Raw genomic sequence first — 13,027 nt, 5'->3', positions numbered from 1 at the left:
CATGCAGCTGCGCCTGAGCGGGCAACCGCGCATCGAACGCTCCGACGGCACGGCCCATGCGCTGGCCGAGGTCGACGCGCTGCTGCTTGCCTACCTGGCGCTGCAGGGCCCGACCGCGCGACGCACGCTCGGCGCGCTGCTGTGGCCCGAGAGCGGCGAGGCGCAGGCCGCCAGCGCGCTGCGCCAGCGGCTGTTCCGGCTGCGCCGCCTGCTCGGCACCGAGGTCGCGCTCGGGGCACCGCTGCTCGCGCTGGCGCCCGGCGTGGCACACGACCTGGCCGACGCCGAGACGCTGCTCGGGGCGCTCGCCCTGCCCGCCTCGCCCGAGCTGGCCGACTGGCTGCGCCGCGAGCGCGAGACGCGCCGTGCACGCACGCTGGAGACGCTGCGCGAGGCGGCCCGCACGCTGGAGGAGGCGCGCGACCCGGCTGCCGCGCTGGTGCCGGCGCTGCAGCTGCTCGAGCGCGACCCGCTCTCCGAGGAGGCGCACCAGCGTGTCATGCGCCTGCACTACCTGGGCGGCGACCGCGCCGCCGCGCTGGCCGCCTTCGAGCACTGCGAACAGCTGCTGCGGCGCGAGCTCGGCGTGCGCCCCTCGGCCGCCACGCTGGCGCTGCGCGACACCCTGCGCCAGGCCCAGGCCGGCCCGGCCGCGCCGCGCCGCGTGCTGCCCTCCAGCGTGCTGCGGCCACCGCGGCTGGTCGGCCGCGCGGCCGAGCAGCGCCGGCTGCGCCAGGCCTGGGAGGGCGCGCTGGTCGCCGCCGTGATCGGCGAAGCCGGCATGGGCAAGAGCCGGCTGCTGGCCGAGCTGGCCGAGGCCTCGCCCGCCGTGGTGCTGGCCGCGGCGCGCCCGGGCGACGCCGGCGTGCCCTTCGCCACCATCGCACGCCTGCTGCGCCAGCTGCTGCAGCGCGCCCCCGGCGTGACGCCGGCGCCCGGCACGCGGGCCCAGCTCGGCCGCGTGCTGCCGGAGTTCGCCGGCGCCGCCGCCACGCCCGGCGAGGCGCAGGCGACCCCGCTGCAGCAGGCGGTGCTGGAGCTGCTGCGAATGCTGCCCGCGCTCGACGGCCTGGCGCTCGACGACCTGCACTTCGCCGACCCCGCCAGCCTGGAATTGCTGGCGCTGCTGGCCGATCCCGCGAGCGGCGTGCGCTGGGCCCTGGCCTACCGCCCGGCCGAGGCCGGCAGCGCGCTGCGCTCGCTCGAGAACACACTGGCGGATGCGGCCCTGCTCGCCCCGGTGCCGGTGGCGCCGCTGACACCCGAGGCCGTCGCCGAACTGGTCGACCAGCTCGGTCTCGGCATCGACGCGGCGGCGGTCGCGCCGGCGCTGCACCGGCGCACCGGCGGCAACCCGCTGTTCGTGCTGGAGACGCTCAAGCAGGCCTGGGTCGACGAGACCTTGCCGCAGCTGGCCGACAGCCTGCCGCGCCCGCCCTCGATCGACCGGCTGATCGACCGGCGCATCGGACAGCTCTCGGTCGGTGCGCTGGCGCTGGCGCGCGTGGCCGCGATCGCCGGCGTCGACTTCGACATCGCGCTGGCCGAGGCCACACTGCAGACGCCGGCGGTGCTGCTGGCCGATGCGCTGAACGAACTCGAGGCGGCCCAGGTGCTCAAGGGCGAGCAGTTCGCGCACGACCTGGTGTTCGACGCGGTGCAGCGCAGCCTGCCGGCGGCGATCGCGCGCCACCTGCACGGCAGCGTGGGCGACTGGCTGGCGGCGCACGGTGGCGAGCCGGCGCGCATCGCGCAGCACTACCTCGAGGCCGGGCGCGACACCGCGGCCATCGACTGGCTGGGCCGCGCCGCAGCGCGTTCCGAGCAGGCGCTGCGCCTGCGCGAGGCGATGGGCTTCCTCGAGCAGCGCGCGGCGCTGGAGGCGCAGCGCGGCGAGGCCGCAGCCGCCTTCGAGAGCGCGCTGCGGGCGGCGCGCATCAGCGCCGGGGTCGACCACGAGGCGGCCAGCGGCGACGCGCGCTGCGACCGGCTCGACGCGCTCGCCGCCACGCCGGCGCAGGCGATCGCGGCGCAGCTCTGGCGCGCCCACCTGGCCGAGCTGCGCGACGCGCCGGAGAGCGCCGAGGCCGCGCTGCGCGAGGCGCTGCAGCGCAGCGTCGGTCTCGGCGACGCGGCGCTGATCGCACGCTGCCGCCTGCGCCTGGCGGCCAGCCTGGCAATCCAGGACCGGCTCGACGAGGCGGCCGAGCATGCCGAGGCCTGCCGCGCCTGGTTCGACGCGCAGGGCAGCGACGACGAGCGCGGCGAGCTGCACGCGGTGCTGGCGCAGATCCGCGACTCCGACGGCCGGCTCGAGGAGGCGCGTGTGCACCATGCCGCTGCCGCGGCCTGCTACGAACGCGCCGGCCGGCACGTCAAGCTGGCCGACGCGCACCGCGACCTGGCGGCCAACTACCTGTTCCAGGGCGACTCGCTGCACGCCCGCGAGCACCTGCTGCAGGCGCTGCGCGGCTACGGCCAGCACGACGAGGACGCCGCTGCGCGCGGCCCGGTGCTGGGCACGCTGGGCGCCTGCAACACCACGCTCGGCCGCTTCGACGAGGCGCTGCAGCGCCTGGCCGAGGCGCGCGAGCTGCTGGCGGTGCACCAGCCCTCGGCGCTGCTGTTCCTGGCGCTCTACGAGGCCTCGTGCTGGCGCCACCTGGGCCAGTGGCAGCGTGTGCACCAGGCGCTGCGGCCGCTGGACACCCAGGACAACCTGCCCACCACCGTGCGCGCCGGCGCGCTGCTGCAGCGCCACCACCAGGCCAAGGCCGCCGGTCGGCACGACCCGGCGCTGCTGCGCGAGGCGCTGGCGCTGCTGCCCGACGGCGCGCGCACCACCTTCCGCATGCTGATCGAGGTGGAGCACGCGCTCGACCTGGCACCCGAGGCCGGCCTGGCGCTGCTGGACGACGTGGCCGAACGCGCCACGCGCCTCGGGCATGGCGGCGTCCGCCTGGCGACGCGGGTGCGCGCCGCCGAGATCGCCGCGGCCGTCGATCCGGCACGTGCCGCGCACGAGGCCCGCGCGGTGCTCGAGGGCGTGGCGCACCACGCCTACACCGGGCCCTACATCGTCGAACCCTGGCTGGCCGCGGCGCGGGCATTCGCCGCGGCGCACGACGACAGCGCGGCGCGGGCCGCGCTGCGCGCCGGGCTGGCGTGGGTCTCGCAGACGGCGCAGCACCGCGTGCCGGCCGAATTCCGCGCTGGTTTCCTCGAGCGCAATCCGGCCAACGCGGCGCTGCTGGCGCTGGCGGCGCGTCGCGGGGACTGAGCCCGGTCGCCGCGCGCCCGCGCACGGCTCACTCCCAGGCGCGCGCCACCAGCTTCGCCGCGTTGGGGTTGGCGAGGTTGGGCATCGCCCAGCCGGCCACCGCGGCGGCGGCGCCGGCGGCGACCGGCATCGGCCCGCCCCAGTAGCCGGTGCCCAGGTTGCGGCGTGTCCAGGTGCCGGCCGCATAGACCGAGGCCTTGGCGACGTTGGCCGCGTCGTCGGTCCAGCCGACGATGGCCACCGACCCGTCGCCGGCGAAGGCGGCACTTGGCCAGCCCGCCTGATCGGACAGCGCCGACAGCCGCCGCGCCGCGCTCCAGCCGGCGCCCGACGCGGCGACGCGGGCCCAGATCTCGCTGCTGCCGGTCAGCGGGTCCTGCGCGAGCCAGGCGACCAGCATGTCGCCTGCCGCGCTCATCGCGAACGCCGGGTAGGCGGCCGCCTGGCTGCCCGACACCAAGGCCGGCGCGCTCCAGGCGCCGGCCGGCGTGCGCGCGACCACGACCATGCCCTGGCCGTCGAGGTAGCCGATGGCGGCAGCGCCGGTGGCGTCGAGGCCGGCCTTCGGGTTCCAGGTCGCCCGGGCGGTCGGCGCCGAGGCCGTCTGCGCGGGCTCCCAGGACCCGCCGGCGGGCCGATAGGCGGCGACGATGGCGCTCGGGTTGCCCGGCGCCCCTTGCTGCCAGACGGCCAGGGCGGCACCGGCATCGTTGACCACCAAGCCCGGCAGCGCCGCGCCGACATGCGCATTCGACAGCTGCACCGGTGCGCTCCACGGCCCGGCACCCGGCTGGCCGTCGCAGGCGCCGGGGCTGCGCCCGGTACCGGCCAGCGTGCTGGCCCAGAGGGCCGACGCGTCGCCCCACAGCAGCGTCACGCTGCCGTCGCATGCGATGCCGAGCTTGATCGCCCCGGCCACGCTGCCCGGCGCGGGCTCGACGGCGGCGCCGAAGCTGCCGGCGGCCGGACGCACGGACACCATCAGCCGCGACGGCGTGTAGCGCGTCGCCACGGTGGTGTAGGCGACGGCGGCGGCGCCGCTGTTGCCCAGCGCCAGCGCCACCGGACCGGCGCCGCTGCCGCCGCCCGGGACGTTGCCGCGCGGCAGCCAGCCGCCGCCCTTGACATGCTCGGCCCAGCGCACGATGCCGGTGGCGTTCCACGCCAGCAGCGCGCGGCCCTCGGCGTTCATCGCCACCAGCGGCGGCTCGGGGATCGAGCCGGCCGCGAACGGCCCCTCTAGGTTGCGGGTTGCCGTCCAGGCGCCGGTCTGTGCCGACACCGTGCCGGCCAGGCAGAACCAGGCCGCTGCGAGCAGCGCGTTCGTCGTCGGATTCAAGCGAATCTCCTTGGCATGGGGACGACCGATGCTCGGCAGGCATGCTGAAGTCGGACTTAAGCGGTCGGCGTGCGCGCATCGCGCCGGGTGCCCGATACGGGCCCTGCTGAGCCAGCTCAAACCGGCCGTCGACGCGCCCATCGTGCGGCGCGCTCCGCGACGCGCTGCGGCTCGCTCAGGCCGCGTCGAGCATCCCGACGGTCGAGGGCGAAAACGCCACGGGCGCCTGCGCCCGATGGCCGAGCGCCCAGTCGAGCAGTTCGTCGGCCGGCATCGGGCGCGCGAACAGGTAGCCCTGCATCTGGTCGCAGCCCATGCGCTGCAGCTGCTCGCGCTGGCCGGCCGTCTCGACCCCTTCGGCCACCACCACCAGGCCGAGCCGGTGCGACAGGTGGATCACCGCGTCGACCACCGAGCGGGCCTCCTCGCACGTCTCCAGGTCGCGCACGAAGCTGCGGTCGATCTTGAGCTGCGTGGCCGGCAGCTGGCGCAGGCAGGCGAGGCTGGAGTAGCCGGTGCCGAAGTCGTCGATCGCGAGGAACACGCCGAGCCGGCGCAGGCCGTCGAAGGTGCGCTGGGTCGCCGCCAGGTCGTCCATCGCGACCGACTCGGTGATCTCGCACAGCAGCTGGCTGGCCGGCAGCGCATGGCGCTGCAGGGCCTGCCGCACGTGCTCGACCAGGCCGTCCTCGCGCAGCTGGTGCACCGACAGGTTGACGGCGACCCGGATGCGGGCGCCGGCGTGCTGCCACTCGCCCATCTGCCGGCAGGCCTCGTCGATCGCCCAGGCGCCGAGCGCGCCGATCAGGCCGAAACGCTCGGCCAGCGGCACGAACAGTGCCGGGCTGACCATGCCTCGGCTCGGGTGGCGCCAGCGTAGCAGTGCCTCGACGCCGCACACCGCGCCGCGCCGCGCGTCGATCTTGGGCTGGTAGTGCAGCAGCAGCTCGCCGCGCTCGAGCGCGCCGCGCAGGTCGCTGGCCAGTTCGATCTGCTCCAGCGAGCCTTCGTCCATGCGGCGCTCGTACAGCGCCCAGGTCGCGCCGCCGGCTCGCTTGGCGGCGTACATGGCGGCGTCCGCGTGGGCGACCAGGCGTTCGTCCTGGCCCTCGTCCGGATGCACCACGATCCCGACCGAGCACGACAGTTGCACGCGCCGCTGCGCCAGCTCGATCGGCCGCGTGACCGCCTCGATCAGGCGGCGCGCCTGTGCGACCGCCTCGTGCGCGTCGCGCAGCGGCTCCATCAGCAGCAGGAACTCGTCGCCACCGACGCGCGCCACCGTGTCGCCCGGGCGTGCCGCGCCGCGCAGGCGCTGCGCCACCTGGCGCAGCACCTGGTCGCCGACGTCGTGGCCGAAGGAGTCGTTGATCGGCTTGAAGCCGTCCAGGTCGACGAACAGCACCGCCAGGCGCGGCGGCGGCAGGCTGGTGCGCAGGCCGCGCGACAGCACGCCGTCCAGCCGCTGCTCGAACCAGGCGCGGTTCGGCAGCCCGGTCAGCGGGTCGCACAGCGCCTGGCGCTGCAGCGCCTGGTTGGCCTCCTGCAGGCGGCGGTTGCTCAGGCGCAGCGAACGCGCCAGGCGCGTGGTGCAGGCCTGCATGCGCGCGTCCAGCACCGAGGTGAACAGCGTGAGTGCCAGCAGCGCCGCGGCGGCCAGGCCGACGCCGAGCCCGAGGCCCCGGCCGCCCAGGTCGTCCGCGCTCAGGCACAGCGCGTCGGCCGGGAAGCCGGCCGCCGCCATCCCGGTGTAGTGCATGCCGACGATGGCCAGCGCCATCACGCCGGCCGCGCCGAGCTGGCGCCGGCGCCGCTGCGGCCCGGCGTCGCGGTGCAGGCGGCAGAACACGCTCAGCGATGCCGCCGAGGCGCCGAGCGCGACGACCACCGACAGCAGCACCAGCTCGCCGTTCCAGCGGATTCCGGGCTCGAGTTCGAGCGCCGCCATGCCGACGTAGTGCATGCCGCTGATGCCCGCGGCCATCGCGCACGAGCCGAACAAGAGCCGGATGCGGGTCAGGCCGCCGCGCGCCGCCAGGCCGAGCGCGACCGCCGAGGCCGCCACCGCGGCGAGCCAGGACAGCGCGGTCGGCAGCGGCCGCCAGCCGAGCCGGACCGGCAGCTCCAGCGACAGCATGCCGATGAAGTGCATGGCCCAGACGCCGCTGCCCATCACCACCGAGCCGCCGATCCACCAGGCCAGCGCGACGTCGCGGTCGCGCGTGCGCACGCGGCGCGCCAGGTCGAGCGCGACGTAGGCGGCGAAGAAGGCGATCAGCACCGAGGCGGCGACGCCGGCCGGGTCGTGGGAGGCAGGCAGCAGGGACACGCCTGCTTATCGGCCACCCGGGCGCGCTCCGCTGTCGGGAGGTCTGGACGGATGGGCCGCGCCGGTTCCTAGAGGGCGCAGCTGCGGAAGCCGCAGAACAGGTGGTCGGCCTCGGGCAGGGCGAAGGCGCGGAACTTGGCGCTGCGCATGCGGCCGCGCGTCGCGAAGGAGGCCCCGCGCAGCACCTTGTGCGTGCCGAAGGCGGGCTGCGAATAGTCGCGCTGCGGCCCGGGCGCGAAGCCGCGGTAGGGCTCGAAGCTGCTGGCCGTCCACTCCCACACATCGCCCCAGCGGAAGCCGCGGCTGGCCCCGAGGTGCGCGGCCGCCTCCCATTCGGGTTCGGCGGGCAGGCGCCGCCCGGCCCAGCGGCACCAGGCATCGGCCTCGTACCAGCCGACATGCAGCGCCGGCTGCGCCTGCGGCACGCGCGTCAGCCGGCCCAGGCGCTGCTGCAGCACGCCGTGGCGGATCTGGTCGACATGGCGCGGACAGCGCCGGCCCTCGCGCTGCAGCAGCTCCCAGCCCTGCGGGTGCCACAGCTCGCTGCGGTCGTAGCCGCCGTCCTCGACGAACTCGGCGTACTGGCCCCAGCTGACCGGCTGCGCGTCGATCTCGAACTCCGGGATCGGCACGTCGTGCACCCATTTCTCGTTGTCGAACACGAAGCCGCCGGGCTCGCAGCCCATGGGCCAGACGGTGGCCGGGAACAGCAGCGGCTCGCGCGCATTGACCGCGGCCGGCGAACCGAGCAGCCCGGCATCGAAGCCGAGCGTCTGCGACATGTGGGCGAACTTCTCGCCCAGCATGTCCTCGTGGAACAGCGCGAGGCGGTAGAAGTACAGCGCCTCGTCGTCGTCATCGGGCGAGTTGTCGAGCAGCTCGAGCGTGGTCTCGAGCGTGTCGACGAGGTACTGGCGGATCGCCTGCAGCTCGGGCAGCGCCAGCGTCCAGCGCTGTGCATGGCCGACCTGCGCGTCGTCGAAGCAGCGGTCGGCCTCGGCGAGGATAGAGGCCAGGCGCGGCTGCGACGGGTCGCAGCGCGCACCGCGCTGGCGCTGCACGTTGCGCGCGATCCAGCGCTCCTGGAACCAGCCGGCATGGCCGAGTTCCCACAGCGGCGGGCTCAGCTCGGGCTGCTGCGGCACCTGCATCGCCGCGGCGCCGAGCGCGCGCTCGTAGGCGGCGATCCAGCGCAGCGTGTGGTTGCGCGAGTCCATCAGCGCGAGCGACAGCAGTTCCTTGCCCGCGCGTCGCATGCGCGCGGAGTCGACGTTCGGGGCTTCGATGTCGAGCAAGGCCGGATCCTCGGGCGTGAGCCGATTGTGGCACCGCTTCGAGCCGGCTCAGAAGGTGTGAGAGAACCCAGCATGCCCGCGCCGGGGTGGCCAAGGGCCCTGGGCAAGACGCGGCACGCCGCCCAGACTGGCCGTCTGGGCCAGTGACGCAACGCGGCCCAGGGCCCTTGGGTACCCCGGCCCTGCGGGTTGCCCCCGGGATCGCGTCCACTCGTCGTTGCAAATGCTCGACGTGTCACCCGACACGTCTGCGCTTTGCGCCTCGATTGGGCGCGATCTCGGGGGCAACGCGGGCATGCTGGGTTCTCTCACACCTTCTCAGCGCGCGGCCGCCCCGCGCATCCGGGCGGTCCTGGCCTGCTGCGCGGCGCAGCGCGGGCCGACGAACTCGGCCGCCAGCGCGTCGAGGAAGACACGCGTGCGCGCCGGCATCAGGCGCCGTCCCGGGAACACGGCCCAGGCCGGCGCGCCGGGCAGGTCCCAGTCGGGCAGCACCGGCACCAGTTCGCCGGCCAAGACGTGCGGCTCGGCGAAATGGTCCGCCACCGCGGTGATGCCGGCCCCCTGGCGCGCCAGCAGCGTCAGCAGGTCGGGTGCGTTGGCGGTGGCGCGTGCCGGCGGTGCGAGTTCGCGCCGCTCGCCGCCGCGGCTCAGGACCCACGGCGCCGGCTCGCCCGAGCGCGTCAGGATGCGCAGCGTGTCGTGCACCAGCAGCGCCTCGGGATCACGCGGCCGGCCGCGCCGCTTCAGGTAGGCCGGCGAGGCGTACAGGCCGTTCGAGAACGTGGCGATGCGGCGTGCGGCGAGCGTCGCGTCGTCGGCCAGGTCGCCCATGCGCAGTGCGAGGTCGAAGTTCTCGCCGATCAGGTCGACGCGGCGCGGCGAGAGGTCGAGCTCGAGCGCGATCGCCGGATGCTCCTGGACGAAGCGCGCCAGCAGCGGGCCCAGCACGGTGGTGGCGAAGTCGGCCGGCATGGAGACACGCAGCCGGCCGCTGGGCTGCGCCTGGCGGTGCTGCGCGAGCGCGGCGGCGGCCTCGGTCTCGTCGACCACCTGGCGCGCGTGCTCGAGCACGGCATGGCCGATGTCGGTGAGCGTCAGACGTCGCGTGGTGCGCTGGATCAGCCGCTCGCCGAGCTGCGCCTCGAGCGCCGACAGGCGGCGCGACACGGTCGACTTCGGCAGCGACAGGCGCAGCGCGGCCGCGCTCAGGCTGCCGGCCTCGGCGATGCGGGCGAACAGCAGCAGGTCGTTCGGGTCGAGGGTCATCGTTCCACCGGCGCAACGATCATATCCAGCACGCGCTCTTCTCGCGGCGCCGGGGCGCACCTAGATTTGCTGCACCACCGAACTCCACGAGAACCCGCGATGAACATCCTGCAGATCAATGCCAGTGCACGGCGCGACGGCTCCGTCTCCACGCTCCTGGCCGGCGAGCTGGTCGCCGCGCTGCGCGAGCGCCATCCCGGCGCGACGCTGACCGTGCGCGACCTGGCCGCTACGCCGCACCCCGCGCTCGACGAGGCGACGCTGCAGGCGCTCTTCACACCCGAGCCGCAGCGCACGCCGCAGCAGCGCGAGCGCGTCGCGCTCGACGACGCACTGATCGCCGAGCTGCAGGCGGCCGACGTGCTGGTGCTCGGCGTGCCGATGTACAACCTCGGCGTGCCCGCCGGCCTGAAGAACTGGATCGACGCGGTGGCGCGTGCCCGCGTGACCTTCCGCTACACCGAGAACGGGCCCGAGGGCCTGCTGACGGGCAAGCAGGTCTACCTGGTGCTGGCGCGCGGCGGCGTCTACCGCGACACGCCGGCCGACACGCAGCTGCCCTACCTGCGCTCGGTGCTCGGCTTCCTCGGCATGACCGACGTGGTGCCGGTGTACGCCGAGGGCCTGTCGATGGGACCGGAGGCCGAACGGGCCGCGCTCGCCGCGGCGCGCGAGCGCATCGCCGAACTGACGGGCGAGGCGCTCGCGGTCGCGGCCTAGCAGGCCACGATCTTGAACTCGACGCGCCGGTCGAGCGCGTCGACCGCGTCGTCGGATCCGCTGCCCACCAGGTTCTGGCGGAAGCCCATGCCTTGCGGCCTGGTGCGGCTGCCGAGTTCGGCCGACTCGCCGATCAGACGCTGGCGGATCGTCGTCGCACGGCGCAGCGAGAGCGCGTCGTTGTAGGCCTCGGTGCCGGTCTTGCTGGTGTGGCCGACGACGTCCATGCAGACCTTGGCCGTACCGGCCTCGCGCGCGATCTGGCGCAGCCACATCGTGTACGGGCCGCTGATCTTCGGGTCGGACCAGAACTCGGTGCTGTTCGGGTTGAACAGGAACTTGACGCCGAGCTCGCGCGCCGCGATGCCGAAGGCCACCACGCGGCCGAACGCCGCCTCGGCCTCGGCCGGGCGGTTCAGCTTGCTGGTGGAGAGATAGATGCCGTTGAGCACGCGCATCTGCTCGCCCGCCGGCGTGGCCAGGGCGCTGCGGTACTGACCGAGGGCCTCTTCGTAGCGCTCGGCGTTGTAGCTCACCATCGCGTCGTTGATCACGGTGGCCGCGGCGATGCGCTCGAGGTAGGTGGCATCGCCCTTCTGCCCGACCGGCGTGGCCGAGGTCAGCACGTAGCCGTCGATCACCTTGTCCTTCACGAGCACCGGGCTGTCGCGGTAGTACGGCAGCGGGCTCATGTCGACGCTGGCCTCGGTCGCCACCGCCGAGGCCTGCGCGGCGACCACGCCGGTGGCCAGGTCGGTGGCCGCGAGGTTGATGCGGTAGGCCTGGTTCAGGCGCGTCAGCGTGCCGGTGAGCACGAGCTGGGCACGCGCCAGGTTGGCGGCACGGAAGGGCAGCACCTCGAACTGCTCGGCACGCGCGGCGAGCCGCTCGCTGGCCAGCCGGTCGAGCTGCTGCGTGCCGGCGGTCTGCTGGCCGCTGCCGGCGTCCAGCGAGGGGTCGAGCACCAGGGTGCGACGCGCCGGCTTGGCCTGCAGCTGGGCCAGCAGGTTGCCGCCCTTGGACGGCTGCAGCTGGGCCGCGAGCGCATCGGTGGCGGCGGCCACGGCCTGCTCGAAGGGCACCGGCTGGTTGCTCGGCGGAGGCGGCGGCGGGGGCGGCGGCGCCGCACAGCCGGCTGCCAGCAGGGCCGCCAGCACGAGCGCCGCGCGGCGCGGGACGAGGAAGCGGTTCATCGGCACTCCCGTTGCAGGTAGGCGGTCTCCTCGGCCGAGAGCGGCTCGAGCGAGCCCTTCTGCAGAATATCACTGCACCTCGCGGGCACCTTCTGCGGTTTGGGGGATGGCGCGACCGGCGCCGCTGCCCTTGGCGGTGGTGGCGGTGGTGGCGGTGGTGGCGGTGGTGGCGGTGATGGCGGTGGCGGTGGCGGTGGTGGCGGCGGCGGTGGCGGTGGCGGTGGCGGTGGTGGCGGCGGCAGTGGCGGTGGTGGCGGCGGCGCAGGCACCTCGACCGGCGCGGGCGCAGGCGGCGGCAACGATGCGGGCGGGGCCTCCTCGGTGACCGGCAGCGGCGCGGGGGCCGGCGGGGGCGGCACGGACGCGTCAGTGCCGGCACGAGGCCACAACATCCACGCGGCTCCGCCGCCGGCCAGCAGCGCCAGCGCGCCGGCCGCCCACATCAGCTCGCGCCGGCGACGTGGCCCGGCCGGCGCTGCGCGCGGCGCCGGCGCCTGCGTGCGCGGCCGGGTCGGCACGAAGGCCTGCTTGTCGAAGCTCGATTCGGGGAAGGCCGAGTTCGGGAAGCCGGACGGCCCGAAGCCCGAGGGCGAGAGGCGCTCGGCGCTGTCGTCTGCCAGCTCGGCATCGAGCAGCGTGCGGAACTCGGCCACGCTTTGCGGCCGCTCCCTGGGCCGCACCGAGAGCGCCTGGTCGATCGCGCGCAGGAAGCCGTCGCGGTAGCGCCCGGCGGCGCGCTGCGCAAGCGGCTGCAGGGTGTCGTCCATGATGCGCTCGACCGCACTCGGCGGCGCGTAGCCGCCGGTGATCGCGAAGTGCACCACGCTGGCCAGCGCGTACAGGTCGGTCCACGGCCCCTGCGCCATCGCGAGCGACTCGCCGTACTGCTCGATCGGCGCATAGCCCGGCTTGAGCACCACGGTCAGCGCATGCGTCATGTCGCCGATCACGCGGCGCGCGGCGCCGAAGTCCAGCAGCAGCGGCCCGCGCTCGGTGAGCAGGATGTTGTCCGGCGCGATGTCGCGGTGGAAGCAGTTCTCGCGGTGCATCAGCGCGAGCGCATCGAGCAGCGGGCGCAGCCAGCGGCGCAGCAGCACCTCGTCGGGCGGGTGGCCGAGCGCCTCCAGCGCGGCCTTCAGCGTCGGCCCCTCGTAGTACGGCATCGCCATGTAGGCCGTGCCGTGGCCCTCCCAGAAGCGGTAGACCTTCACCAGCGCGGGATGGTCGAAGCGCGCCAGCAGGCGCGCCTCGTTGACGAAGCTCTTCAGCCCGGCCTCGAAGGTCTCGCGGTGGCGCTCGGACTTGACCGAGATGTGCGCGCCGTCTCGGCTGCGCGAGGCCAGCGTGGCCGGCATGTATTCCTTGATGGCCACGCGCCGCTCGAGCGAGTGGTCATAGGCGAGGTAGACGATGCCGAAGCCGCCCTCGCCGATCAGACCGATGATCTCCAGCCCCTCGAGCCGCGTGCCCGGCGGCAGCACGTGCCCGGGGCCGCCGCGCGGCGCGGGGCGGATCACGGTGCGGTCGTCGTCGGCATCCATGGCCCGGCCGATGGTGCCAGAGAAAGCCCCGCGCGCCACCCCTTGCTGCGAGGCGGCGCTA

At 75.0% G+C, this 13,027-nt stretch carries 8 protein-coding genes; 2 read left to right on the top strand and 6 right to left on the bottom strand.

The annotated features are described in order from the left end of the window. Position 1: 1 nt before the first annotated feature. Positions 2–3,280, top strand: a complete 3,279-nt coding sequence (locus tag D9C15_RS16985; protein ID WP_127999356.1) for an ATP-binding protein — start codon at positions 2–4, stop codon at positions 3,278–3,280. 28 nt (positions 3,281–3,308) lie between these two features. On the opposite strand, the gene D9C15_RS16980 is transcribed toward D9C15_RS16985, so the two are convergent. From D9C15_RS16980 to D9C15_RS16965, 4 genes are all read right to left on the bottom strand, one after another. Then, positions 3,309–4,619 carry a hypothetical protein gene (locus tag D9C15_RS16980; protein ID WP_127999354.1) on the bottom strand — a complete coding sequence of 437 codons (1,311 nt, stop codon included), beginning with the start codon at positions 4,617–4,619 and terminating at the stop codon, positions 3,309–3,311. A 175-nt stretch (positions 4,620–4,794) separates the two neighbouring features. After that, on the bottom strand, positions 4,795–6,948 hold the full coding sequence (locus tag D9C15_RS16975; protein WP_240668439.1) for a putative bifunctional diguanylate cyclase/phosphodiesterase: 2,154 nt from the start codon (positions 6,946–6,948) through the stop codon (positions 4,795–4,797). Positions 6,949–7,016: 68 nt separating this feature from the next. Then, on the bottom strand, positions 7,017–8,243 hold the full coding sequence (gene senA / locus D9C15_RS16970) for a selenoneine synthase SenA (RefSeq protein WP_310734485.1): 1,227 nt from the start codon (positions 8,241–8,243) through the stop codon (positions 7,017–7,019). Between the two features lie 318 nt (positions 8,244–8,561). Beyond that, a complete protein-coding gene (locus tag D9C15_RS16965) occupies positions 8,562–9,512 on the bottom strand; it encodes a LysR family transcriptional regulator (protein ID WP_127999352.1) in 951 nt (316 codons plus the stop codon). A 99-nt stretch (positions 9,513–9,611) separates the two neighbouring features. Here D9C15_RS16965 and D9C15_RS16960 point away from each other — a divergent pair, with 99 nt between their 5' ends. Further along, positions 9,612–10,232, top strand: a complete 621-nt coding sequence (locus tag D9C15_RS16960) for an FMN-dependent NADH-azoreductase (protein ID WP_127999350.1) — start codon at positions 9,612–9,614, stop codon at positions 10,230–10,232. Here the strand turns inward: D9C15_RS16960 and D9C15_RS16955 are convergent. Together D9C15_RS16955 and D9C15_RS16950 are read right to left on the bottom strand one after the other, a co-directional pair. After that, the gene (locus tag D9C15_RS16955) at positions 10,229–11,425 is read right to left on the bottom strand and encodes an OmpA family protein (RefSeq protein WP_127999348.1); all 1,197 of its coding nucleotides are present in this window, start codon (positions 11,423–11,425) and stop codon (positions 10,229–10,231) included. The two genes, D9C15_RS16960 and D9C15_RS16955, sit on opposite strands and share 4 nt — an antisense overlap. Further along, on the bottom strand, positions 11,422–12,966 hold the full coding sequence (locus tag D9C15_RS16950; RefSeq protein ID WP_127999346.1) for a serine/threonine protein kinase: 1,545 nt from the start codon (positions 12,964–12,966) through the stop codon (positions 11,422–11,424). The genes D9C15_RS16955 and D9C15_RS16950 overlap by 4 nt, the downstream gene beginning before the upstream one ends. Positions 12,967–13,027 lie beyond the last annotated feature (61 nt).

Source organism: Piscinibacter defluvii (assembly GCF_004011805.1).
Taxonomy (GTDB): Bacteria; Pseudomonadota; Gammaproteobacteria; order Burkholderiales; family Burkholderiaceae_C; genus Piscinibacter; species Piscinibacter defluvii.
This window is presented reverse-complemented; position numbering and strand designations above follow the sequence as displayed.